This is a genomic window from Pseudomonas sp. TE3552 (genome assembly GCF_056278945.1).
Genome location: NZ_JBWBQJ010000001.1, coordinates 4,967,836 through 4,989,750, shown reverse-complemented (window position 1 = coordinate 4,989,750; position 21,915 = coordinate 4,967,836). Strand labels below are relative to the sequence as shown.

The window sequence follows — 21,915 nt, the reverse complement described above, 5'->3', positions numbered from 1 at the left end:
AAGGACGCTGCGTCCCATTAGTAAAAAACGGCGATCCCTCACCCATTAATCGACCTCACCGAAATACCACTGCTCGGTCTCATAAGGCTGCCCGTCGCAATCTTCAGAGGTATAGCGCAATCCTCTTTCCTTCATCCCGTCCGGTAGGACGAGGCCCCATTCAGTTGCGAGGCTTTTATCAGTTTGGCAGTGCTCGCTGTCGATTGGCGGGATATGACCTCGGTGGTAGTCCAAATGGGTATAAATGCAGATTTCACTGGTGAACATGTCTGGTAGGCAAATGACCGCGACTTTCATCTGGGTAATCGCTGACCGGAAACCACCCCCAATGCCAACCCCCTGACCGGGTTATAAGGGGGTTGCGTATCGCCCCCAGCAATGGCGATATAAGCGCCAAATAAAACTTTCAGGGGTCGTTGTATGCCGCTCGCCACGTTGATTCACCGCGCCAGTCTGCCCAGCCCGCAAGTGTCTGCGACGCAAGCACTAGAGCTGCTGGAGGAGCATTACGGGCTGAGCGGGCGGTTGCAGGCGCTGGGTAGCCAGCAGGATCTCAACTACCGCGTCGATAGCGAACAGGGGCGTTTCGTCCTGAAAATCTGCCGTGGCGATTATTCGGTGCTGGAGCTGCAAGCCCAGCACGCCGGGCTCAAGCATCTGGCGGAACTCCCTGGCGTGCAGGTGCCGCGAGTGATTCCTGCCAAAAACGGTGCAGAGCTGCTTTCTCTGGATGTCGGCGGCCAGGCAGTGCATGTGCGTCTGCTCGATTACATCGATGGCCAGTCCCTGACGCATCTCGATCACCTGGGGCATTCAGTGGTCAGCGGTTTCGGTCGGCTCTGCGGCGAAATGGACCTGGCGTTGGCCGGCTTCGATCACCCGGGCCTTGAGCGCACCCTGCAGTGGGATGCCCGCCACGCCAACGCGTTGATCGCTCATTTGTTGCCGGTAATCCAGGATGAGCCGCAACGAAAGCTGATCGCTGAAGCAGCCGAACAGGCCGAACGCCATTTGCAGCCCTTGGTGGACAAGCTGCCGGTGCAGGCAATTCACATGGACATCACCGACGACAACGTGGTTTGGCAGCGGGATGCGCAACGCCAATGGCAGTTGCAAGGCGTTATCGATTTCGGCGATCTGGTCCGTACCTGGCGGATCACCGATCTGTCGGTGACCTGCGCCGCGCTGCTGCACCATGCCGACGGCGATCCGTTTTACATTTTGCCGGCGGTTTGGGCTTATCACGCGGTCAATCCGTTGCAGCATGAAGAATTGCTCGCACTCTGGCCGCTGATCGTTGCCCGCTCGGTGGTGTTGGTTCTGAGTGGCGAACAGCAGGTCAGTATCGATCCAGGCAATGAGTACAGTCGCGACAACCTGACCCATGAGTGGGAAATTTTCCGCGTCGCCACCTCGGTACCGTTGGAATTGATGGAGGCGGCGATTTTGACTGCCGTCGGCCAGACCCTGCCCGCCATCGACAGCGAAGGTTTCGCGCCCTTGCTGCCGAGCCTGGTGGGGCGTGAATTTGCGTTGGTCGATCTGGGCGTGCTCAGCCCGCATTTCGAGGCGGGTAACTGGGAGCAGCAAGGGATCGATCTGCGCCTGTTGATGGAAGCTGCCGCGGCTCACGGTTTGGCGGCCAGTCGATATGGCCAGTATCGTCTGTCCCGCACCCAGCCGGACAGCGCCAGCGAACCGGACACTTTCCCGTTGCACGTTGCCTTGCAAGTGCCCGACGGCACAGCGGTCGAAGCGCCGTTTGCCGGGGTCATCCATATCGAAGGGGAGGGCCTGTTGCAACTGGACGGCCCAGAGCTGAGCGTTCGGTTGTCGGGTGTGATTGCGTCGGTGCGCAGTGGCGCGGCGTTGGTCAAGGGCCAGGTGTTGGGTTCGGTCAGCGGGCCGTTGATCGTGCAGTTGTGCCGAAGCGCTGAGCTCGACGCGCCGTTGTTTTGTACGCCTTCGCGTGCGGCAGCCTGGCAAGCATTGTGTCCTTCACCTGCTGCGTTGCTGGGCCTGGCCTGCGATGCGCAAGAAGAACTTGACCCGCAAACGTTGCTGGCCCGCCGGGACGCCAGTTTTGCTCGTTCCCAAAAACACTATTACGTCGACCCGCCGCGTATCGAGCGCGGTTGGCGCAATCACCTGATCGACATGCAGGGCCGCTCTTACCTCGACATGCTCAATAACGTCGCGGTCCTGGGTCATGGCCATCCGCGCATGGCCGCGGTTGCCAGCCGGCAATGGTCGTTGCTCAACACCAACTCACGTTTTCACTACGCGGCAATTGCCGAGTTTTCCGAGCGCTTGCTGAAGCTGGCACCGGACAACATGGATCGCGTATTTCTGGTCAATAGCGGCACCGAGGCCAATGACCTGGCGATCCGTCTGGCCTGGGCCTACAGCGGCGGTCGCGACATGCTCAGTGTGCTGGAGGCCTATCACGGCTGGTCGGTGGCGGCGGATGCGGTCTCGACCTCGATTGCCGACAACCCCAAGGCTCTGAGCAGCCGTCCCGATTGGGTGCATCCGGTGACTGCGCCGAACACTTATCGTGGCGAATTCCGCGGGCCGGGCAGTGCGCCGGACTACGTGCGCAGCGTCGAACACAACCTGGCGAAAATCGCCGAGCAGAAACGCCAGTTAGCCGGATTCATCTGCGAACCGGTGTACGGCAATGCCGGTGGTATCTCGCTGCCGCCGGGCTATTTGCAGCAGGTCTATGCGCTGGTCCGGGCTCAAGGCGGGGTCTGCATCGCCGATGAGGTGCAGGTTGGTTACGGCCGCATGGGCAACTTTTTCTGGGGCTTCGAAGAGCAGGGCGTAGTGCCGGACATCATCACCATGGCCAAGGGCATGGGTAACGGCCAACCGTTGGGCGCGGTGATCACTCGCCGGGAAATCGCCGAAGCCCTGGAGGCCGAGGGTTATTTCTTCTCGTCGGCCGGTGGCAGCCCGGTCAGTTGCCGGATCGGCATGGCGGTGCTGGATGTGATGGAAGAGGAAAAACTCTGGGAAAACGCCCAAGTCGTTGGCGGGTATTTCAAGGAGCGTCTAGAAGCGCTGATCGACCGGCATCCGTTGGTGGGCGCGGTGCATGGTTCCGGCTTCTATCTAGGTGTGGAGTTGATCCGCAATCGCGAAACCCTTGAGCCGGCGACCGAAGAAACCACGGCACTGTGCGATCGCCTTCGTGAGCTGGGGATCTTCATGCAGCCGACTGGCGATTATCTCAACATCCTCAAGATCAAACCGCCGATGGTCACGTCGCGGCAGAGCGTGGATTTTTTTGTCGACATGCTGTCGAAGGTTCTCGCGGAGGACCTGTAAGCGCCTATCCCCTGTGGGAGCGAGCAGGGATGGTGGTTAAATTCGATTGTTATCGGCTTTAAGCGGATATTTTTAGACGGAATGAATATTTTTCCCTTTAAAAGCCGATTTTTATCGGCTATAAAGTCGCCAGTGCCCACACGGTGTGGATGAACCACGTTCGGTGCTTCCCATTTCTGTCATCGGTCGATGCCACACTCGACCCAAGCATTTGCCCAGGAGATGATTCATGAGTCGTATCGTTACCGTCGCCGCTACCCAGATGGCCTGTTCCTGGGATCTTGAAGCCAACATCGAGACCGCTGAGAAGCTGGTCCGTGAAGCCGCGGCCAAAGGTGCGCAAATCATCCTGATCCAGGAATTATTCGAGGCCCCATACTTCTGCCAGAAGCCGAACCCGGATTACCTGCAATTGGCCACGACCGTTGAAGACAACGTTGCCATCAAGCATTTCCAGAAAGTCGCCAAGGAGTTGCAAGTGGTGCTGCCGATCAGCTTCTACGAACTGGCGGGCCGCGCGCGTTTCAACAGTATCGCGATCATTGATGCCGACGGCAGCAACCTCGGGATTTATCGTAAAAGCCACATCCCGGATGGCCCTGGCTACCACGAAAAGTACTACTTCAACCCGGGTGATACCGGCTTCAAAGTCTGGAATACCCGCTACGCAAAAATCGGCGTGGGCATCTGCTGGGATCAGTGGTTCCCTGAATGCGCCCGCAGCATGGCGCTGCAAGGTGCGGAAATTCTGTTCTACCCGACCGCCATCGGCAGCGAGCCACACGACAAGACCATTTCGTCCCGTGACCACTGGCAGCGCGTGCAACAGGGCCATGCCGGCGCGAACCTGATGCCGCTGATCGCCAGCAACCGCATCGGTAATGAAGAGCAGGACGGCTACGACATCACCTTCTACGGCTCGTCGTTCATTGCCAACCAATTTGGTGAGAAAGTCGAAGAGTTGAACGAAACCGAAGAAGGTATTCTGGTTCACCGTTTCGACCTCGATGAGCTGGAGCACATCCGCAGCGCATGGGGCTCGTTCCGTGATCGTCGCCCGAACCTGTATGGCGCGATCAAAACCCTCGACGGTTCCCTGGAGTCCTGATGGCCATGACCACTTTACACAGCACCCCTCGCGCCGACGGCTTTTACATGCCAGCCGAGTGGGCACCGCAAACCCAGGCCTGGATGATCTGGCCCGAGCGTCCGGACAACTGGCGTCTGGGTGGCAAACCGGCGCAAGCCGCGCACATCGCGGTGGCCAAGGCCATCGCCCGTTTTGAGCCGGTGACCGTGGCGGTATCCGCCGGCCAGTACGAAAACGCTCGTGCTCGTCTCGATGTGCCGAATATTCGTGTGGTGGAGATGTCCAGCGACGACGCGTGGGTCCGGGATACCGGCCCGACGTTTGTCATCAATAACAGCGGCGAAGTCCGTGGTGTGGATTGGGATTTCAATGCCTGGGGCGGTTTCGACGGTGGTTTGTATTCGCCGTGGAACCGCGACTCGCAGGTGGCGGGCAAGATCCTCGAAATCGAACGCAGCCCGCGTTACCGCACTGAGGGTTTCGTGCTCGAAGGCGGCTCGATTCATGTCGATGGCGAAGGCACCCTGATCACCACCGAAGAATGCCTGCTCAACCGCAATCGCAACCCGCACATGAACCGTGCGCAAATCGAAGCGGTGCTGAGCGCTAATCTGGCTGTGGATAAAATCATCTGGCTGCCGGACGGTTTGTTCAACGACGAAACCGACGGCCATGTGGATAACTTCTGCTGCTACGTGCGTCCGGGCGAAGTACTGCTGGCCTGGACCGACGACCCGCAGAACCCGAATTATCCGCGCTGCCAGGCGGCAATGAACGTGCTGCAAGGCAGCACCGATGCCAAGGGACGCCCATTCACGGTGCACAAGATGCCGATTCCGGGGCCGCTGTATGCGACCGAAGAAGAGTGTGCCGGTGTGGATCCGGTGGACGGCACTCAGGAGCGCAATCCAACTGTTCGTCTGGCCGGTTCCTACGTGAACTTCCTGATCGTCAATGGCGGCATCATCGCGCCGAGCTTCGACGACCCACTGGACGGTCCGGCCAAGGAAATTTTGCAGAATTTGTTTCCGCAGCACGAAGTCGTCATGGTTCCGGGCCGTGAACTGTTACTGGGGGGCGGTAACATTCATTGCCTTACCCAACAACAGCCCGCCCCGCACAACGGGAGTGAGTGAGGTCGTAACAGCTTGAGTTGATTGCAAAATCGATTGAGCAACGATTTAACCTCGTCGTTCGGCACCAAGCCCGCAGCCCATCAGGACTGCGGGTTTTTTTGTATCCACTTATCGACACTTCGAAAACATTGGCACAGCTCTTGTATCTTCGATGGCGCAACACGGGGAGGGAGAGAACTTCGATGTTCTGTCATAAACCTTGGATAAGTTAGCCGCTCACAAACCCAGGAGAGAGCGCTGAGATGAACGCCGAAATGAACGTGGTGAGAGAGCGTGCACTGCATCCCCTGGCAGTTAACAGCGAATCGCTCCAGGCCTTGGCGCAATGGTTGAAGTCCAATGGAACGCGTCAGATCAGGGAACCTGATCCGCGCCGGATGATGATCGAGCGCTACCCCGCTGGCTTATTCAGCGAGGCGGAACTGGAAGCATTGTGGGATGTGATGGAAGGATAAAAAGAAAAACAACGGATTGATAAAAGCGCTGCCGGGAAGGCGGCGCTTTTTTATGGGCGAAGGTTTTTACAATCACTGCAGATCAATCAGCAGTGCTTAGAAGCACCTGGAATGCATTCGACCGATTCATGAAACAGACTGAAAGCCATTCCAGCGTTTTTCCGAAACTGTGTGGGGATTAATCTACCGGCATTGAGTTTTCCTACTTTTTTGCCGGAGTCTTCCCATGATCCTTCACTACATTTACGACCCCTTGTGCGGCTGGTGTTATGGCGCCAAACCCTTGGTGCAGGCCGCCCAAGCCGTGTTGCCGGTGATCGCCCACGGGGGCGGCATGATGACCGGTGCCAATCGCCAGAGGGTTTCGGCACAACTGCGCAATTACGTCATGCCCCACGACCGACGCATTGCCGAGTACACCGGCCAGCCGTTTGGCGAGGCGTATTTCGAAGATTTGTTGCGGGATGAAACGGCCTTGTTCGACTCCACGCCGCCGATTGCCGCTGTGCTGGCTGCCGAGCAGATCGCTGGGCGCGGGCTGGCGTTGCTGGGGCGTTTGCAAATGGCTCATTACGTAGAGGGGCGCCGCATCGCTGACGCCGCCGTTCTACTGGAACTCGCCATACAAATGGGCCTTGAGCCTGATGCATTCCAACAGGCCTTTAATGAAGCCGACACTGATCGCCATATCAAGGACAGTCGCGCCCTTTTGGCCAACGTCGGCGGTCAGGGTTTTCCGACGTTCGCATTGGAGCAGGATGGCCAATTCACCCTGGTCGATATCGGCCCCTGGCTCGGTAAGCCGCAAGCCTTTGCACATTGGTTGAGCCAATCACTTGTGGCCAAAGAGTCTTCATCCGCGTTTCAAGCCTGTGGCCTCGACGGCTGCGCCCATTGAACTCACCTGGAGTCACCATGGATAACCTGAGCCTGATCAAAAGCACTTACGAAGGCGCCAATTCCCAGGAGAACGCACGCAACACCGCCGCGGCGCTAGCTGATGACGCCTGCTGGACCGAAGCGGCGGGTTTCCCGTACGCCGGCACTTACACTGGTTTCGACGCCATCGTTGAAAACGTATTCAAGCGCCTGGCCACTGAATGGGACAATTTTCAGTTCAAAGTCGAGAACTATGTCGCACAGGGCGACAAGGTATTTGCCTACGGCAACTACAGCGGCGTCTACAAAGCCACAGGCCGTGCGATGAATGCCCGGGTCGCTCACTTGTGGACGCTGGCCGACGGCAAAGTCACTCATTTCGAACAGTTCGTCGACAGCCACACTGTGCAATTGGCTATCGCTGACAAGTGATTTCTTAGACGTTTTTCGCCTATTTACAGACGATTCATGAAATTGACACATCATTCACAGCGCAGATAGGATTCGCCCCAACGCCTGTGGCTAACAGCCATGACTCACAAAACAACAAAAGGCCCGCCGCGAATTTTCGTGGGCGGGCCTTTTTGTTTTCGGGTGAAAAAAGAGCGCGATAGCGCCGTTTCAGTTGTACGGCACAGCGCGTATCAACCCGTAATAAGGAAAATAACATGTTGAACAAGCGAATCAGCCTGATCGCACTGGGGATGTTGAGCGCCACACAGGCCATGGCTAACGACCAGGCCGAATCCAAGGGTTTTGTTGAAGACAGCAGCCTCAAAGTGCTGCTACGCAATGCCTATATCAATCGTGACTACAAGGACGGCCGACAGGACAAAGCTGAATGGGGCCAAGCGGCCATCGGTACGTTCTCGTCTGGCTTCACTCAGGGCACCGTCGGTGTCGGTGTGGATGCCTTCGGTCTGTACGCGCTGCGTCTGGATGGCGGCAAGGGCCGCAGCGGCGCCGGTGGTATCGACTTCTTCAAACAGGGTGATAGCGGCAACGCGGCTGACGATCTGTCGAAGGGTGGCGCAGCAGTCAAGTTCCGTCTCTCCAGCACCACGCTGACCTATGGCGACCAGATGCCGGCCCTGCCGGTGCTTAACTACGACAACTCGCGCCTGCTGCCGGAAAGCTACACCGGCACCCTGATCACCTCCAGGGAGATCAAAGGCCTGGAGCTGAACGCTGGCCGCTTTACCGCCGAGTCGCGCAAAAGCGCTGAAGGCCGTGACAGCGGTGGCTTGAAGTCGATCAACGTGTTGGGCGGCAGCTACCAGTTCACCGAACAGTTCAAGGCTGCGCTGTACGCATCCGACGTCGAAGACGTGCTGAAGAAGCAATACGTGAACGCCAACTACGTGTTCCCGATCGACAAGGATCAGTCCCTGACCCTGGACTTCAACGGCTACCGCACCAAGCTGGATGATTCCTACGTCCGCGAAAACGGTGTCACCGGCGACGACAACAAGATCTGGAGCCTGGCCGCCACCTTCGCCACCGGCCCGCACTCGTTCACTCTCGCTCACCAGCGCAGCACCGGCGACAGCAATCTGGGTTATGCCTATGGCGGCTATCAGAAAGATCAAAACCGCATCGGCGATGGCGGCAACACCATCTACCTGGCGAACTCCTACTGGTCCGACTTCAACGCTGAAGACGAACGCAGCTGGCAGTTGGGTTACGGTCTGGACTTCAGCACCTTCGGCATTCCGGGCCTGAGCTACAACGTGGCCTACGTGCGCGGTGACAACATCACCACGTCCACCAGCGAAGGCGGCACCGAGCGCGAGATCTTCAACCAGTTCAAGTACGTCGTGCAAAGTGGCCCGGCCAAAGACCTGAGCGTGAAGGTGCGCAGCTCTATCCTGCGTGTGTCGCAGAAGTCCAGCGAGTACAATGTCAGCGGCAACGAACTGCGCGTATTTGTGGATTACCCGATCAACATCTTCTGATGATCGGCTGAGTTGTTCGCAATGCTGTTCACTTAAGTGCGGCTCTTCAGTCATGTCCTACCTTTGTGGCGAGCGAGCTTGCTCGCGTTGGGCTGCGTAGCGGCCCCAAAAATCTGACAACCATTGCCGATTTTTGTGAGTGCTACGCACCCAAGCGGGAGCAAGCTCCCTCGCCACAGGTTTTCACTGATACTCAAGACTCTCTTAGATGAAAGGTATTGGGGCTGGTTCGGGGTTTTTTTCGCCTCAAGACTGTAGAAAAAAACGAAAAACGACTGTTTTTGATCGTTAAAAGTCGAATTGAAGCAACTTCATACTGCGTTTCAAGCGGCGCTTGATATGCCTGAAATTCTTTCTCATGGGCCACAAATCCCGCACCTACTAGATTAAGCCGCTAAATGCAGTGGAGACCTAGTAATGATCGTTTTGAACAGAGAAGTTGGCGAATCGCTACGACGCGACAAATATGTCAATGTCCAGGGCGCTGACTTCAATCTCTTCGGTCATTTTTCCGACTTTGTCAGATTGACCAAAAGTTGGGAAAACATGGAGCCGGACAGTTATTACGGCCAGGCCGATGCAGGCATGCGTTTTCGTCGCTACAGCGATTTTGAATACAACCCGGTCACCCGTGATTTGACGCAGTTGGAACACCGCGCCTACGTGCAATCGAAGGCCAACAACAGCTATGTCGGCGGACTGGAGCGGCACTTTCAGGACTTCTCCAATGAGGTCATCAATTCGCCAGTGATGCGCAGCCTCATCGATGCGGATTTCGAGGTGTACAAAAACGTATTGCCGCCGGAGTTGCACGACGAAATCTGGCAATGCCAGATCCATCAGATCCGCATCGAGATCAAGCCGGGCAAGCAACTGGAAATTACCCCTGAAGGTATTCACTGCGACGGTTATCCGTTCAGCGGTGTGCATTTCTGGGGCCGCAATAACGTGGACGGAGCGGAGAGCCGTTTGTATTCGGCCCAAGAGGAACAATTGGCGGCGACGACCTATCTGGAAATCCTCGACACCACCTACTTCCTCGATCGCGACATGCGCCATTACGTGACGCCGGCACGCAACACCCATGCTCATGAAATGGCCTATCGACAAATTCTGGCGATTTCTTTCTCGCGGCCCGGGACCGCTTTCGACATTGTTCGCTGAGCAGCTAGACCCCATGTGCATCGCCGAGTGCCCTGCACCGGTGATGCTGCAGCGCGCGATGGCCAAGGATGCACAACGCCTGGAGCGCTTCTTTCGGCAATTCGAAGAAGTGTCGTTCTGTGAATGGCAGGACGCCAAATGCCTGGGCGGTGTGTTGGTGCAGAAAACCACCACCGCGTTCCTCGCAATCGATACCCGTGGCGAAGTGGTCGGCGCGGTGTTGGGCGGCATGCTCGGCAGCCGTGGCACTATCAATCACTTGGCGGTGAGCCCGCAGTATCGCGCCCAAGGCGTGGGCCAGCGTCTGGTGGAAGCGGCCTCGGCAGACATGAAACGGGTGGGTGTGCTGCGGATGTTCCTGTTCGTCGACGATGCTAACCTTGCCGGCAAACGTTTTTGGAGTGCCCAGGGCTTTTGCGAGCCGCGCGGCGAAACGACCTTTGAGAGGGACCTATGAATGAGACGTCCAGCAGCCAGCCGCTGATGGTCGAGCCCCAGCCCTCACGCACGTTTGCTGAAGCCAGCCCGGTTATTGCGGGCTACTTCACGGTGTCGTTTGTGTTCGGTCTGATGGCCGTCAATGCCGGGTTGCCCGTGTGGCTGCCGGTCGCGATGTGCCTGTTCGTGTATGCCGGTGCATCGCAATTCGCCGCTCTGGCGCTGATCTCCAGCGGCGCATCGCTGACCACCATCATCCTCACCACATTTCTGATCAATGCGCGGCACATGCTGATGTCGGTCTATATGGCCAAGGCTCTGCAAGCGCTGGGGCTCAGTCGCCTCGAGCGCTGGTGTTATGCCAGCGGGCTGACCGATGAATCGTTCGCCTTCCACAGCGTCAAACTCGGCAAGGGCACGCCGGTCAATGTGCGTTACCTGATCGGTTTCAATCTGTATTGCCATACGTCGTGGGTACTGGGCGGTTTGCTGGGTGCGATCTGCGCGCAGTACGCGGCGCACCTGATCAAGTATCAGCTCGACTATGCGCTGACCGCGATGATGCTCTACGTGCTGGTATCGCTGTGCAACACCCGCAACAAACTGATCGCCGCACTGGCCGCGGTCGCCTGCATGGGTGCCCTGAGCCTGATCGGCAGCTCACCCTTCAACGTCTTCATCGCCACATTCGTGGGCTGCGGGGTGGGCGTATGCCTGACCAAACGTTCCTGATCCTGGTTGTCGCGCTGATGATGGCCGTGACGTTCCTGCCGCGCGCGCTGCCGTTGCAGGTGAACACCGACCATTGGCCACCCTTGGTCGCCCGGGCGCTGGAGTACCTGCCGGTGGCGATCGTCGCTGCCATCAGCCTCACGCCGCTGTTGATCAAGGATCAGCATGTGCAGCTCGATCGCCCGGAATTTTATGCAGCCATTCCGACGTTGTTATGTGCGTATTTCAGCAAAAACCTCTTTCTCAGCGTAGCGGTGGGAACGGCTGCGTACATCGCGCTCGGATCGTTCATGTAGCGACAGAGCGACCACGTCGTTCAACGCCTGGCCCGACAGCTCGGGGTTATTGACCGCCAGCCGCACTTCGAGGGAATCCTCGAAACCCGGGAAAATGGTCAAGCCGTTACGCAGGGCCGCCTCGCGGGAAACCATGCCGAGGCCGTCCATTTGCGTGATCAACGACAGGGTCAGCGTCTCGCTGCAGGAATAGATCATCCGCTTGCCTGACTCATAGTTGCCAAGGCCGGCGTCGAGAAAACGCAAGAAACTGTGGGAATACGGACAATCGTCGGCTGGCCGGACCTGAAATTTATTGCCGAGCAGCACCAGCGGATCGTTTTCCTGACCACAATGAGCGCCGACCACCTGCACCTGTACATCGGGCAGGGCGATGCTGGGTAATCCCGGTTTTTGTGGACCGATCAGCACAGCCAGGTCGAAGTCCTCGTTCTTCAATTTACTGAGGTTCTCCATCGACTCGGCGTAGCTGAATTCCAGCTGATAATCAGGAAACACCTCAATGAGGCGTCCGATCATTCGCCGGTTGAAGTCGGCCGAGAGCGTGGTGTTAAGCGCAACCCTGAGCGTGCGCTGCCCGGGTACCTTGAGCGCGGCGGCTTTCTCTTCCAGCTGCCGCGTGGCAACCAACACCTTGTCCATGTAGGGCGTGAGCTCCGTGCCCTGCGTTGTCAGGGTCAGCCCCTTGTTGGAGCGACGAAACAACCGAAAACCGAACTGCTCTTCAACCTTGTTCAACTGCGCGGCCAATGCCTGCACGGTCAAACAGGAATGCTCTGCCGCTGCCGACAACGAGCCGGTCTGCACAATGCGCATGAGGTTGCGTAAGGTTCTGCTATCCATTTGGGTAATGCCCTCTAAAGTGGGCTGGCTATTGTTGTGTACCTGGCCGCTGGGTGGGCGTCGGTCGCGTGCTGGCTATGATCCTGCACCTGAGCATGCTTGTCCCGAGTTTAGTAGCGAAATGATTCCGCGTCCGATGGCTTGAGGCTTACGCAGAATCGGGTTTTTTGGCGCGGGGCGGGTGATCGGGATCAAGAATGTGTTTCCCGGTAATCCGTGAAGAACCAAAAAAAAAGCAGCCTGAACAGGCTGCTTTCACGAATAGGTGCTTGATATTGTGCTCCCTCAAGCAGGGGAGGAGAGGTTTTACCCGGGCGCTGATTTTCAGGCCATCAACGGGGTTCCTACTTCGACTATTGCCACCTGAAGGCAGTCGGTTTCGCGCTCTCGATTAAATTTTCTTCCCCTGTGAGGCGAGTGTCAACGTGTGTATCGGACCGTGTGTCGGCGTCTTTTCTGGCTACTCGACTCCCCCGAACCAGACGAGTCGGGTGGGCCCGCATTTTCTGGTGGCAATAATCATTACACCACGTAACTAATGATGTTCCCGCCCCCACCTTTATCCCCCTGACCCAACCCAATACATTTCTCTCCAACGCCTCCCCATCATCCCGATGAGAAGGTCACTGGAGATTCCTCATGCCTTTCGTAAGCGTACGCATCACCCGCGATGGCGTTACCTCAGAGCAGAAAGCTCAGGTGATCGCCGAAATCACTGAAACCCTGGAACGCGTCCTCAACAAGCGCCCGGACCTGACCCACATCGTGATCGAAGAAGTCGACACCGATAACTGGGGTTACGCCGGGATCACCACCACCCAGTACCGAAAACAACTGGCTGAGGCGCAGGGGCAGTCATGACTACGTCCGTCGCCATCGATTTTGTCTCCGACGTGGTGTGTCCGTGGTGCGCCTTGGGCGCGACGGCGCTGGAGCAAGCGATCGAGAACGTGGCCGGTGAAGTCTCGGTCCAGCTGACCTACAAGCCTTTCGAGTTGAACCCGGACATGCCGGCGGAAGGCGAGAACGCGGTTGAGCACTTGATGCGCAAGTACGGGCGCAGCGCCGATGAAGTTGCCGCTGGCAAAGCGATGCAGATCGCTCGCGGTGAGGCCATTGGCTTGCGCTTCGATCTGGAGAAACGCAGCCATTTCTACAACACATTCGATGCTCACCGGCTGTTGTTGTGGGCGTTGCAGAAAGGGCGACAGGTCGAACTCAAGAAAGCCTTGCTGCGCGCCTATTTCAGCGACGGCCAGAACCCGAGTGATCACCAGACGCTGGTTCGTCTGGCGGTGGAAGTGGGGCTGGATACAACGGCTGCGCGTGAGGTGCTGGCATCCGGAGCGTTTGCCAGGGAAGTGCGTGAGCTTGAGGCGTTTTATCGCGAGCGCGGCATTAATTCGGTCCCGGCCATGGTGCTTAACGGGCGTCACCTGGTGTCCGGTTCGCAGTCGGTCGAGTACTACGAACAGATGCTGAGGCAAATGGCGCAAACACCCGCCGAAACCTGATTGATCACTTTTCAAACCATCATTTATTCGTTGAGGTTCATCATGAGCAATTCGAAAAAAGTCATCGTCATTACCGGCGCTTCCCAAGGTCTCGGCGCAGGTATGGTCAAGGCGTTTCGTGAACTCGATTACCGGGTAGTCGCCACTTCGCGTTCAATCCAGCCGTCCACCGACCCGGACATTCACACCGTGGCAGGCGACATCGGCGACCCGGCGATCGCCCAGCGCGTCATCCGTGAAGCGATCGAACGTTTTGGCCGTATCGACACCCTGGTCAATAACGCCGGGATCTTCGTCGCGAAGCCGTTTACTGCCTACACCCACGAAGACTACGCCGCGGTGCTGTCGGTGAACCTGAATGGTTTCTTCTACATCACCCAACTCGCCATCGCCGAGATGGAAAAACAAGGAAGCGGCCACGTCGTCAACATCACCACCAGCCTGGTGGACCACGCCATCGAAGGTGTGCCGTCGGTGCTGGCTTCGTTGACCAAAGGTGGCTTGAATGCAGCGACCAAATCCCTGGCCATCGAGTACGCCAAGCGTGGGATTCGGGTGAATGCGGTCAGCCCCGGCATCATCAAGACGCCGATGCATGGCGAAGAAACCCATGAAGCGCTGGGACGTTTGCATCCGGTTGGGCGCATGGGGGAGATCAGCGACATTGCTCAGGCTGTGGTGTATCTGGACAGCGCCAACTTTGTCACCGGGGAGATTCTGCATGTTGATGGCGGGCAGAGTGCGGGTCACTGAGACCTGATTTACAACCCCCAGGAACAACAAAGCCCTCGCATTGCTGCGAGGGCTTTGTTTTGATGCAGTGCTGGAGCAGCGAAGGATGCTTCAGGCCCGCCAAGTTCTATAACTTCAGGTACTTAGTGGTACGTCATTGCGCCCAAAAAAACTAAATCCATCCTGTTGTTTCTACAATGTTTAAGAATTCATTGCTGGAGTCGTGCTGCTGCCGGCTCCGGCATGGCCGCCAGCGAACTAAACTATTTGTATCTCTGTAGCAGATGTCTCTCCAGAGGTAAGGAGGTGTCAAATGGCTATTCGTGATACCTATCAGGAAATTGAGCAGACCCTAGGTCTGGTACCGGAGTGGATCAAGCAGATGCCGGAAGGCGGAGCGATCGGATTCTGGGGCGTGGCCCGGGATTTCTGGCTGGCGGATACCAAGATTCCTAATAAGTACAAGGAGTTGATAGGTCTGGCGGTGTCCGGGGCGACCCGTTGCAAGTATTGCGCCCTGTTCCATACCGAAGCTGCGCGCTTGTTTGGCGCGAGCGACGAGGAAATTTCCGAAGCCAGCTTTATGGGCTCGCTGACCATGATGGGCAGCACCTTTATTAACGCCCAGCAGATCGACTACGAGCAGTTCCGGCAGGAAACGCTGAGTATCGTCCGGTATGTCAAAGATCACTCGCAACCCAAAGCCGCTTAAGCCGTTGCGCGAACCTGCACTTCGCCAGCTGACGAAGGATAAGTTGATTGCAATCACCAGCGATGGTCCCAGGACCACCGCTCGGTGGCAAGCGGCTGTGCTGCGAGCCATCAGCGAACTAATGCAGTACAGCGATACCGCCCGCGAAGAAAACCAAGACCTGCGCATCCCCTTCGCCAAAGCACTCCATGACCTCTATGCCGGACAGAAGTCCGACGCCGAGTTGACGGAAATGGTGCTGCTGATGCTGGAAGTGGAAACCGCCCCCTTGCTCGGCAAAGGCCCCCCCGCAGGAGAGGCATCCGGGAACAACAACCTCTGAGAAGTGGAAAAGGGACAACTTTATTTTCCCAGATGGAAATCCTCGTATCCCTGGTTCGAGCAAAAGACCCGCACGATTTGAGCATGCTGACAGCGTCAACCTGGGCTGGCGGGTGTATTGGTGTGCATTTCAGGTGGGTGCAGTCGCTCGTCAACGTCATGCTGAAGCGAATGTGTAACGGCAGGCGCGCAGGCGAATTTGGTGGGACTATCAAGGTCGGGTGGAAGCAGATTCTCCAACCCCAGAAACAACAAAGCCCTCGCATTGCTGCGAGGGCTTTGTTTTGTATGGTGCCGGCACCAGGAGTCGAACCCGGGACCTACTGATTACAAGTCAGTTGCTCTACCAACTGAGCTATACCGGCGTGTTGGGCGACGATTATAGCGATTGGGTTGGTTCTGTAAACCCCTGAATTCAGACTATTTTTGCGCAGGCGTTTGGTCAGGCGCGAAGCAGTACGTTCTTGAGTTTCTGGAGGGCGCGCCAGGTTCGGCTGTTTTGCAGGGCGCGCAGTTGGGCTTCGGCGGATTCGGCGCGTTGCAGGGCGGCGGTGAGGTGGTTTTCGGCGTCGGTGACGGGGTGGCTGAATTTGTGGCCGCGGCAGAACTGGAAGTCGTCCAGGTTGCACGGCGGGATGTCGAAGGCGGGTTTGAGGGCCAGGTGTTCTTCGGCGAGGTAGTAGGTGTTGATGCCGTCGAACAGGATGGGCTGGTAGCCGGCGCCGGTGACGAGGGTTTCCCAGGTCTGGTCGCGCTCCCATGGGGTTTCGATGAGGATGATCCATGGACGCCATCGGGCGAAGTCCATGCCGCGCAGGACGGTTTCCTCGTGGCCTTCAACATCGATTTTCAGGAAGTGGATCGGGCGGTTCCCGGCGTGTTGTTCGCAGATGGAGGCCAGAGTGCGGGATTTGACGGTTTGGCTGCGCACGTCCATGCCGGCGTCTTTGTGTTGCTGGGCCAGGGCTGGGTCGAGGGTCGACAGGCCAGTGCCGGCGATGCCGTAGAAGGTCAGGTCGTCGGCGCTTTCGCCGGCCACGCATTGCAGGTTGATGTCGTTGGGACGTTGCTGGCACAGGGCGTCGTAGTAATTGGGCATGGGTTCGACGTTGATGCCGGTCCAGCCGCGGTCGTAAAAGGCTTTGGTGACGGAGTCCTGGGTGGGGTCGTTGGCCCCGATGTCGATGTAAAAGCCGTTTTCGACGTATTTGAGAGCGCGCCAAAGGCGGATGTCTTCGAAATTCTGTGCGTAAGAAATGAACGTCACGGTCGCATCCTGTCGGTCAGATTTTTCTTGTTCATGGCCGCGCTGTCGGCGCCCTTGTATGCCTGTATAGCAAGAGGTATTGCAAGGCGCCATTTTCCGCTATGGGTGTCCGGTATTAGGCGTTTATGTCGTTTTGGTTGAATGCTTATGCACAACGGGTTAGCGCAACTGGCCTGTTCATTGCGTTTTTGTGGACCCGTTCTCATTTGCCTGCAAATGCCTGTTTTACGGGTTTTTTATTTATGTGAACAAAAAATGACCAGCAGTGTTTTATCCCATAAAACAGCGTGGATATTGGATCCACGATAATTTCATCAACAGAGTTATCCACAGGATGTGGCCGTTTAAGGGCGTTCTGCCAGAAGCAGGAAATTACGCGGGGTGAGTGGAGTTTCACAGAAGGTGCCGAGGCGAACGGCATAACCCTGTTCGATGAGGAAAAGAGCCCGATCGAGTATCAACCATAGCTCCAGTGGCCGTCGGAAAAGGCCTCGCAGCAGCTCCAGGTTGCGCACTTCGGCTAGTCGTTGCCACCCGGCGGCTTCCAGCGCTACCCAATCTTGCTCGGCGACTGTGGATAAGTCTTTGAGTGCGGCGAGATCACGGCAGTAATCGGCGAAGGGTTTGTCCAGCCAGGCGCTGGGCAGGGAAGGGCTCGGCAGGTATTCGTCGACGCCGCGCAGTTGTCGTTGCAGCAAATCGAACACCAGGCGTCGGGCCATGGAAGTGTCGCGCTGGCGTCGGACGCGAGCGCCGGCGGTGACGGTTTCGCTCATCGGCAGCGCAAGATCATCGAGGGAGAGGCGTAGGACGGAGCGCTCAGCTGCAGAGGAAAGCGGCTGATAAGTGTTCAAGCTGATCCGGTTGTAGCAGCACGGTGCGATGGCCAGTTGTTTGCAACCGGCGGCGCTGGCGAGCCGGATCAGTTGCACATGCAGATCCCCGCAGGCGTGCAGCGCTACGGGGGTATGGCCGGCGTTCAGCATAGAAGCAGCACTTGCAGCGAGTACATCCTGCTCGACATGCAACGCATGCAATTGATGACGCTGGCTGAGTGCCTGGCCGCTGGCGACCAGCGCCGGGTCGTATTCCAGGCAGGTCAGTTGTTGACCGGTTTGCAGCAGGCGTCGCCCCAAGTGCCCTTTGCCCGAACACCAATCCAGCCAATGCGTCGGTGCATGAGCAAACTGCAGGCGACCGGCGAACGCTTCAATCTGCTGCCATTTGCGCCCCGGAACATCCACGTTCAACCGATGGCCCGCCGCTTCAAGCGCACGAGCCGGCAACTCACCCACCGTACTCAGTTCAGCAGACATCGCCGCCAATGAAGCAAATGGCTCCGGCGCATCCAGCAAACAAGGCTGGTTATGACTGTTTTCCGCATCTTCCAGCGACCGCCCGCGCAGCCACAACGCCAACTCTGGGTAGGACGCTTCCCAGGGCAGTTGCAGATGGGTAAACGGCCGAGGTTTCCACAGCGCCTGATGATCGATCAGAAAAGCATCCAGCGCAGTGAAACGGGCGAGCAGGGCCTCGCCCGTCAGCACGCAGGAATCAACGCCCTTGGCAGGCATCGACGCGCAACCGGCGCTCCAGCAACTTGAAGCCGCGAACCAGTACGTAAGCCATGAGCAGATAGAACATGCCCGCGGCGAAGAAAATCTCCACCGGCAGGTAGGTGCGGGCAATGATGGTGCGGGCCATGCCGGTCAGTTCCAGCAAGGTCACGGTGCTGGCCAGGGCGCTGGCCTTGAGCATCAGGATCACTTCGTTGCTGTAGGCCGGCAGGCCGATGCGCGCCGCACGCGGCAGCATGATGTAGAACAGCGCTTTGGCCCGGGACATGCCCAGCGCCCGCGCCGCTTCGATCTCGCCCGGAGGAATCGCCTGGATCGCGCCGCGCAGGATCTCGGCGATGTAGGCCGCGGTGTGCAGGGTCATGGTCGCGGTGGCGCACCAGAACGGATCGCGCAAGTACGGCCACATTGAGCTGTTACGTATGGCGTCGAACTGTGCCAGGCCGTAGTAGACCAGGAACAGCTGAACCAGCAACGGCGTGCCACGGAAAAAGAAGATGTAGCCGTAGGGGAATGCCCGCACGTACCAGAGTCGCGACGAGCGAGCGATGCCCAGCGGAATCGCCAGCAGCAGCCCGGCGATCACGGCGATGGCCACCAGCTCCAGGGTCAGCGTCGCGCCCTGAGCCAGTTTCGGCAGCCACTTGATGATGACTTCCCAGTTCATTGGGTACTCCCGGCGAAGCCGCGAGCGGCGCGTCGTTCCATAAAGTGCATGCCGGTCATGGCCAGAACGGTCAGGCCCAGGTACATGAAGGCGGCCACCATATAGAAGGTGAACGGTTGCTTGGACACGGTCACGCCGATTTGCGCATGACGCATGATTTCTTCCAGGCCGATGACGGATACCAGCGCAGTGTCTTTCATCAGGATCATGAACAGGTTGCCCAGGCCCGGCAGCGCGATGCGCCACATCTGCGGCATGATCAGTTTGGTGAAAATGCGAAACTTCGACAGGCCCAAGGCCACGCCGGCTTCACGATGACCTTTGGGGATCGCCAGAATCGCACCACGAAACACTTCCGTGGCGTAGGCGCCGAAGCACAGCCCCAGCGCAATCACGCCGGCGGCGAAGGCATTGAGTTCGAGGTCGGGGTTGCCGAAAAGCTCGCCCAGGGCACGCATCAGGTTGACCGTGCCGAAGTAGATCAACAGCACCCAGAGCAATTCCGGGATGCCGCGAACCAGCGTTGAATAGGAGCCGCCAAGCCATTGCAGCGGCTTGTACGGGGAAGTCTTGGCCAAGGCGCCGAGCAGACCGAGCACCAGCCCCAGGCACAAGGCCGAGAGTGCCAGTTTCACAGTCATCAGCGCGCCAGCGGCGAGCGCCGGGCCGAATCCGTAGAGGTCGATAATCATGGATTTCTTTTCAAATCGCGGCAGGCAATACCAAGGACTGGCGCCGTCAGAAAGCGGCGCCGGCCAGGCAGGTCAGAATCAATAGATGCTGAACGGGAAGTACTTGTCGTTGATCTTTTTGTAGGTGCCGTCAGCGACAATTTCTTTCAGCGCGGCATTCAGCTTCTCGCGGATCGGGTCGTTCTTGCGCACAGCGATACCGATCTTGTCGCTTTCTTCCACCGGGTCGCCCTTGAATTCGTAAGCACGGCCGGCGTCGCTTTTCAGCCATTCATAGTTGACGTATTTGTCCGCCAGAATGCCGTCCAGGCGACCTGAAGTCAGGTCCAGGTAGGCGTTTTCCTGGGTGTCGTAGAGTTTGATTTCAACGCCTTGCATGTTGTCTTCAAGCCAGGTTCCGGCCAGGGTCGCGCGTTGGGCGCCGATCACCTTGCCTTGCAGGGAAGCCTTGTCGGTTTTGAAGTCGACGTCTTTCTTGGCGATGAATTGCAGCTTGTTGGAGTAGTACGGCGCGGTGAAATCCACCGCTTGCTTACGCTCGTCGGTGATCGACATCGAGGAGATCAGGAAGTCGAACTTCTTGGCGTTCAGGGCCGGGATGATGCCGTCCCAGTCGGAGGTGACCACGGTGCACTCGACTTTCATCTTGGCGCACAGCGCATCGCCAATATCTTTGTCGAAGCCGACGACATTGCCACTGGCATCTTTATTGTTGAACGGCGGGTAGGCCGCTTCGATGCCCATCTTCAAGGTCTCGGCGGCGGCACCGGCGCTGAAGGCCAGGGTGACGGCAGCGGCCAGGAAGATTTTTTTGTAGTTCTGCATGCGGGTAGCTCCGTTAGCGGTTGCTGGACATGAATTGTTTGCAGCGCGCCGAAAGCGGGTTTTCGAACACTTGCTGCGGCGATCCTTGTTCTTCTACCAGGCCCTGGTGAAGGAACACCACTTCGCTGGAAACCTGACGGGCGAAGCCCATTTCATGGGTCACCAGCAGCATGGTGCGGCCTTCTTCGGCCAATGCGCGGATGACATTAAGTACTTCCTGGACCATTTCCGGGTCAAGGGCGGAGGTGGGCTCGTCGAACAGGATCACCTTGGGCTGCATCGCCAGGGTTCGGGCGATGGCCGCGCGTTGTTGCTGGCCGCCGGAGAGTTGCGCCGGGTAGGCATGGCGCTTGTCAGCGATGCCGACCTTGGCCAGCAATGCTTCGGCGACTTCGATGGCTTCGGCCTTGCTCTGGCCGAGTACGCGGCGCGGGGCTTCGATGATGTTGTCGAGCACGCTCATGTGCGGCCAGAGATTAAAGTTTTGAAATACAAAACCGATCTCGCTGCGCAGGCGATTGATCTGCTTGCCGTCGGCAGCGACCAGTTCGCCGTTCTTGGCGGCTTTGAGCTTGAGTTCTTCGCCGGCTACCAGGATCTGGCCCTGATGCGGGTTTTCCAACAGGTTGATGCAACGCAGGAACGTGGACTTGCCGGAACCGGAGGAACCCAGGATCGAGATCACATCGCCGTCGCGGGCGGTCAGCGAGATGCCTTTGAGCACCTCAAGCTGTCCGTAGCGTTTGTGCAAGTTGCGGATTTCAAGCGCGGGCGTGGCCTCAGCCATGTGCGTTCCTCATAGTGTGTTGCGCTCCTGCTGTTGGCGGCCTTCCTGGCGAGGCGGCCAAGCTAGCATAGCGTTCGAATGGCAGCCAACAGCGCTACGGACGGTAAACGGCTGGCATGTGGCAGGTTGTCGCATCGGTACAGCAGACTGTCGCGCTGCTATCAACCGAACAGCCGTTTGAACAAGATTTGGCGCGGCTGTCGCGTAAAAAAAGGCGCGATGGTGCCAGCTTTGCCAGGGTGTTGGAAGCGCTAACCGGCCAAACGTTCCTGATCTGCTCTTTTATTGTGCGTGCCTGCATTTTTTGGTGTGTTTCTGGTGCGCTAATTCGTTCTTTAAAGTGGGTGGCAAGGTAACGCTCTGGCGAAATGCCATTAATCTCAATGGGTTGCGATGATCGCTCGTTCAGCGTCCAGCCCGCGTGAACCGGGTGCGTGAAACATTTTGGCGCAATTATTGCGTGCAGAATAAGGAACGCACCGTTTGATTCTTTTTACGAG

At 57.8% G+C, this 21,915-nt stretch carries 25 protein-coding genes and 1 tRNA gene; 17 read left to right on the top strand and 9 right to left on the bottom strand.

Annotation, left to right across the window (positions count from 1 at the left end; translation table 11 throughout):
• Positions 1-45: 45 nt before the first annotated feature.
• Positions 46-297, bottom strand: a complete 252-nt coding sequence (locus ACZ9BB_RS22535) for a DUF3916 domain-containing protein (protein WP_476216331.1) — start codon at positions 295-297, stop codon at positions 46-48.
• Between the two features lie 123 nt (positions 298-420).
• On the opposite strand from ACZ9BB_RS22535, the gene ACZ9BB_RS22530 reads away from it, so the two are divergent.
• The 11 genes from ACZ9BB_RS22530 to ACZ9BB_RS22480 all read left to right on the top strand — a co-directional run bounded on the left by ACZ9BB_RS22530 (position 421) and on the right by ACZ9BB_RS22480 (position 11,478).
• On the top strand, positions 421-3,333 hold the full coding sequence (locus ACZ9BB_RS22530) for an aminotransferase (protein ID WP_476216329.1): 2,913 nt from the start codon (positions 421-423) through the stop codon (positions 3,331-3,333).
• Positions 3,334-3,562: 229 nt separating this feature from the next.
• Positions 3,563-4,441, top strand: coding sequence for an N-carbamoylputrescine amidase (gene aguB, locus ACZ9BB_RS22525; protein ID WP_476216328.1), 879 nt, complete (start codon positions 3,563-3,565; stop codon positions 4,439-4,441).
• A 5-nt stretch (positions 4,442-4,446) separates the two neighbouring features.
• Complete coding sequence (gene aguA, locus ACZ9BB_RS22520) at positions 4,447-5,559, top strand: agmatine deiminase (protein ID WP_476216326.1); 1,113 nt, start codon at positions 4,447-4,449, stop codon at positions 5,557-5,559.
• A 242-nt stretch (positions 5,560-5,801) separates the two neighbouring features.
• Positions 5,802-6,014 (top strand): hypothetical protein, encoded by a 213-nt coding sequence (locus ACZ9BB_RS22515; protein ID WP_476216324.1) that lies wholly within the window; start codon positions 5,802-5,804, stop codon positions 6,012-6,014.
• A gap of 226 nt (positions 6,015-6,240) precedes the next feature.
• Complete coding sequence (locus tag ACZ9BB_RS22510) at positions 6,241-6,912, top strand: DsbA family protein (protein ID WP_476216323.1); 672 nt, start codon at positions 6,241-6,243, stop codon at positions 6,910-6,912.
• Positions 6,913-6,929: 17 nt separating this feature from the next.
• Complete coding sequence (locus ACZ9BB_RS22505; protein ID WP_476216322.1) at positions 6,930-7,325, top strand: nuclear transport factor 2 family protein; 396 nt, start codon at positions 6,930-6,932, stop codon at positions 7,323-7,325.
• 236 nt (positions 7,326-7,561) lie between these two features.
• The gene (locus tag ACZ9BB_RS22500) at positions 7,562-8,848 is read left to right on the top strand and encodes an OprD family porin (protein ID WP_476216321.1); all 1,287 of its coding nucleotides are present in this window, start codon (positions 7,562-7,564) and stop codon (positions 8,846-8,848) included.
• Between the two features lie 417 nt (positions 8,849-9,265).
• Positions 9,266-10,012, top strand: coding sequence for a 2OG-Fe dioxygenase family protein (locus ACZ9BB_RS22495; RefSeq protein WP_476216319.1), 747 nt, complete (start codon positions 9,266-9,268; stop codon positions 10,010-10,012).
• 43 nt (positions 10,013-10,055) lie between these two features.
• A complete protein-coding gene (locus tag ACZ9BB_RS22490) occupies positions 10,056-10,469 on the top strand; it encodes a GNAT family N-acetyltransferase (protein WP_476218388.1) in 414 nt (137 codons plus the stop codon).
• Positions 10,466-11,182: an AzlC family ABC transporter permease gene (locus ACZ9BB_RS22485; protein WP_476216317.1), complete on the top strand. Its 717-nt coding sequence runs from the start codon at positions 10,466-10,468 to the stop codon at positions 11,180-11,182. The genes ACZ9BB_RS22490 and ACZ9BB_RS22485 overlap by 4 nt, the downstream gene beginning before the upstream one ends.
• Positions 11,161-11,478: an AzlD domain-containing protein gene (locus ACZ9BB_RS22480; protein ID WP_007939492.1), complete on the top strand. Its 318-nt coding sequence runs from the start codon at positions 11,161-11,163 to the stop codon at positions 11,476-11,478. Before ACZ9BB_RS22485 ends, ACZ9BB_RS22480 begins: the two co-directional genes overlap by 22 nt.
• Here the strand turns inward: ACZ9BB_RS22480 and ACZ9BB_RS22475 are convergent.
• The gene (locus ACZ9BB_RS22475; RefSeq protein ID WP_476216315.1) at positions 11,395-12,321 is read right to left on the bottom strand and encodes a LysR family transcriptional regulator; all 927 of its coding nucleotides are present in this window, start codon (positions 12,319-12,321) and stop codon (positions 11,395-11,397) included. The genes ACZ9BB_RS22480 and ACZ9BB_RS22475 overlap by 84 nt on opposite strands.
• A gap of 639 nt (positions 12,322-12,960) precedes the next feature.
• On the opposite strand from ACZ9BB_RS22475, the gene ACZ9BB_RS22470 reads away from it, so the two are divergent.
• The 5 genes from ACZ9BB_RS22470 (at position 12,961) to ACZ9BB_RS22450 (ending at position 15,601) form a co-directional block, all read left to right on the top strand.
• Positions 12,961-13,182, top strand: a complete 222-nt coding sequence (locus tag ACZ9BB_RS22470) for a tautomerase family protein (protein WP_007897514.1) — start codon at positions 12,961-12,963, stop codon at positions 13,180-13,182.
• Positions 13,179-13,835, top strand: a complete 657-nt coding sequence (locus ACZ9BB_RS22465; RefSeq protein WP_476216313.1) for a DsbA family oxidoreductase — start codon at positions 13,179-13,181, stop codon at positions 13,833-13,835. The genes ACZ9BB_RS22470 and ACZ9BB_RS22465 overlap by 4 nt, the downstream gene beginning before the upstream one ends.
• Before the next feature lie 42 nt (positions 13,836-13,877).
• Complete coding sequence (locus tag ACZ9BB_RS22460; protein WP_476216311.1) at positions 13,878-14,588, top strand: SDR family NAD(P)-dependent oxidoreductase; 711 nt, start codon at positions 13,878-13,880, stop codon at positions 14,586-14,588.
• Positions 14,589-14,880: 292 nt separating this feature from the next.
• Entirely contained in the window at positions 14,881-15,279 is a 399-nt protein-coding gene (locus ACZ9BB_RS22455) for a carboxymuconolactone decarboxylase family protein (RefSeq protein ID WP_007939479.1), read from the top strand.
• Complete coding sequence (locus ACZ9BB_RS22450) at positions 15,245-15,601, top strand: hypothetical protein (protein WP_476216309.1); 357 nt, start codon at positions 15,245-15,247, stop codon at positions 15,599-15,601. The genes ACZ9BB_RS22455 and ACZ9BB_RS22450 overlap by 35 nt, the downstream gene beginning before the upstream one ends.
• 288 nt (positions 15,602-15,889) lie before the next feature.
• Here the strand turns inward: ACZ9BB_RS22450 and ACZ9BB_RS22445 are convergent.
• From ACZ9BB_RS22445 to ACZ9BB_RS22415, 7 genes are all read right to left on the bottom strand, one after another.
• Positions 15,890-15,965: transfer RNA gene (locus ACZ9BB_RS22445), tRNA-Thr, on the bottom strand.
• A 77-nt stretch (positions 15,966-16,042) separates the two neighbouring features.
• A complete protein-coding gene (locus ACZ9BB_RS22440; RefSeq protein WP_476216307.1) occupies positions 16,043-16,867 on the bottom strand; it encodes an FkbM family methyltransferase in 825 nt (274 codons plus the stop codon).
• A gap of 344 nt (positions 16,868-17,211) precedes the next feature.
• Entirely contained in the window at positions 17,212-18,441 is a 1,230-nt protein-coding gene (locus ACZ9BB_RS22435; RefSeq protein WP_476216305.1) for a methyltransferase, read from the bottom strand.
• Positions 18,422-19,111 (bottom strand): ABC transporter permease, encoded by a 690-nt coding sequence (locus tag ACZ9BB_RS22430; RefSeq protein ID WP_476216303.1) that lies wholly within the window; start codon positions 19,109-19,111, stop codon positions 18,422-18,424. The genes ACZ9BB_RS22435 and ACZ9BB_RS22430 overlap by 20 nt, the downstream gene beginning before the upstream one ends.
• Positions 19,108-19,803 carry an ABC transporter permease gene (locus ACZ9BB_RS22425; RefSeq protein WP_476216301.1) on the bottom strand — a complete coding sequence of 232 codons (696 nt, stop codon included), beginning with the start codon at positions 19,801-19,803 and terminating at the stop codon, positions 19,108-19,110. Before ACZ9BB_RS22425 ends, ACZ9BB_RS22430 begins: the two co-directional genes overlap by 4 nt.
• Positions 19,804-19,881: 78 nt before the next feature.
• Complete coding sequence (locus tag ACZ9BB_RS22420; RefSeq protein ID WP_476216300.1) at positions 19,882-20,628, bottom strand: ABC transporter substrate-binding protein; 747 nt, start codon at positions 20,626-20,628, stop codon at positions 19,882-19,884.
• A gap of 13 nt (positions 20,629-20,641) precedes the next feature.
• Positions 20,642-21,415 carry an ABC transporter ATP-binding protein gene (locus ACZ9BB_RS22415; protein WP_007897462.1) on the bottom strand — a complete coding sequence of 258 codons (774 nt, stop codon included), beginning with the start codon at positions 21,413-21,415 and terminating at the stop codon, positions 20,642-20,644.
• Between the two features lie 116 nt (positions 21,416-21,531).
• On the opposite strand from ACZ9BB_RS22415, the gene ACZ9BB_RS22410 reads away from it, so the two are divergent.
• On the top strand, positions 21,532-21,771 hold the full coding sequence (locus ACZ9BB_RS22410; protein WP_476216298.1) for a hypothetical protein: 240 nt from the start codon (positions 21,532-21,534) through the stop codon (positions 21,769-21,771).
• Positions 21,772-21,915 lie beyond the last annotated feature (144 nt).

What these genes read in the sequence shown, in the direction of transcription:
- ACZ9BB_RS22535 (WP_476216331.1), bottom strand. Translation starts at nt 297, where the DNA reads ATGAAAGTCGCGGTCATTTGCCTACCAGACATGTTCACCAGTGAAATC.
- ACZ9BB_RS22530 (WP_476216329.1), top strand. Translation starts at nt 421, where the DNA reads ATGCCGCTCGCCACGTTGATTCACCGCGCCAGTCTGCCCAGCCCGCAA.
- aguB (WP_476216328.1), top strand. Translation starts at nt 3,563, where the DNA reads ATGAGTCGTATCGTTACCGTCGCCGCTACCCAGATGGCCTGTTCCTGG.
- aguA (WP_476216326.1), top strand. Translation starts at nt 4,447, where the DNA reads ATGACCACTTTACACAGCACCCCTCGCGCCGACGGCTTTTACATGCCA.
- ACZ9BB_RS22515 (WP_476216324.1), top strand. Translation starts at nt 5,802, where the DNA reads ATGAACGCCGAAATGAACGTGGTGAGAGAGCGTGCACTGCATCCCCTG.
- ACZ9BB_RS22510 (WP_476216323.1), top strand. Translation starts at nt 6,241, where the DNA reads ATGATCCTTCACTACATTTACGACCCCTTGTGCGGCTGGTGTTATGGC.
- ACZ9BB_RS22505 (WP_476216322.1), top strand. Translation starts at nt 6,930, where the DNA reads ATGGATAACCTGAGCCTGATCAAAAGCACTTACGAAGGCGCCAATTCC.
- ACZ9BB_RS22500 (WP_476216321.1), top strand. Translation starts at nt 7,562, where the DNA reads ATGTTGAACAAGCGAATCAGCCTGATCGCACTGGGGATGTTGAGCGCC.
- ACZ9BB_RS22495 (WP_476216319.1), top strand. Translation starts at nt 9,266, where the DNA reads ATGATCGTTTTGAACAGAGAAGTTGGCGAATCGCTACGACGCGACAAA.
- ACZ9BB_RS22490 (WP_476218388.1), top strand. Translation starts at nt 10,056, where the DNA reads ATGCTGCAGCGCGCGATGGCCAAGGATGCACAACGCCTGGAGCGCTTC.
- ACZ9BB_RS22485 (WP_476216317.1), top strand. Translation starts at nt 10,466, where the DNA reads ATGAATGAGACGTCCAGCAGCCAGCCGCTGATGGTCGAGCCCCAGCCC.
- ACZ9BB_RS22480 (WP_007939492.1), top strand. Translation starts at nt 11,161, where the DNA reads ATGCCTGACCAAACGTTCCTGATCCTGGTTGTCGCGCTGATGATGGCC.
- ACZ9BB_RS22475 (WP_476216315.1), bottom strand. Translation starts at nt 12,321, where the DNA reads ATGGATAGCAGAACCTTACGCAACCTCATGCGCATTGTGCAGACCGGC.
- ACZ9BB_RS22470 (WP_007897514.1), top strand. Translation starts at nt 12,961, where the DNA reads ATGCCTTTCGTAAGCGTACGCATCACCCGCGATGGCGTTACCTCAGAG.
- ACZ9BB_RS22465 (WP_476216313.1), top strand. Translation starts at nt 13,179, where the DNA reads ATGACTACGTCCGTCGCCATCGATTTTGTCTCCGACGTGGTGTGTCCG.
- ACZ9BB_RS22460 (WP_476216311.1), top strand. Translation starts at nt 13,878, where the DNA reads ATGAGCAATTCGAAAAAAGTCATCGTCATTACCGGCGCTTCCCAAGGT.
- ACZ9BB_RS22455 (WP_007939479.1), top strand. Translation starts at nt 14,881, where the DNA reads ATGGCTATTCGTGATACCTATCAGGAAATTGAGCAGACCCTAGGTCTG.
- ACZ9BB_RS22450 (WP_476216309.1), top strand. Translation starts at nt 15,245, where the DNA reads ATGTCAAAGATCACTCGCAACCCAAAGCCGCTTAAGCCGTTGCGCGAA.
- ACZ9BB_RS22435 (WP_476216305.1), bottom strand. Translation starts at nt 18,441, where the DNA reads ATGCCTGCCAAGGGCGTTGATTCCTGCGTGCTGACGGGCGAGGCCCTG.
- ACZ9BB_RS22430 (WP_476216303.1), bottom strand. Translation starts at nt 19,111, where the DNA reads ATGAACTGGGAAGTCATCATCAAGTGGCTGCCGAAACTGGCTCAGGGC.
- ACZ9BB_RS22425 (WP_476216301.1), bottom strand. Translation starts at nt 19,803, where the DNA reads ATGATTATCGACCTCTACGGATTCGGCCCGGCGCTCGCCGCTGGCGCG.
- ACZ9BB_RS22420 (WP_476216300.1), bottom strand. Translation starts at nt 20,628, where the DNA reads ATGCAGAACTACAAAAAAATCTTCCTGGCCGCTGCCGTCACCCTGGCC.
- ACZ9BB_RS22415 (WP_007897462.1), bottom strand. Translation starts at nt 21,415, where the DNA reads ATGGCTGAGGCCACGCCCGCGCTTGAAATCCGCAACTTGCACAAACGC.
- ACZ9BB_RS22410 (WP_476216298.1), top strand. Translation starts at nt 21,532, where the DNA reads ATGTGGCAGGTTGTCGCATCGGTACAGCAGACTGTCGCGCTGCTATCA.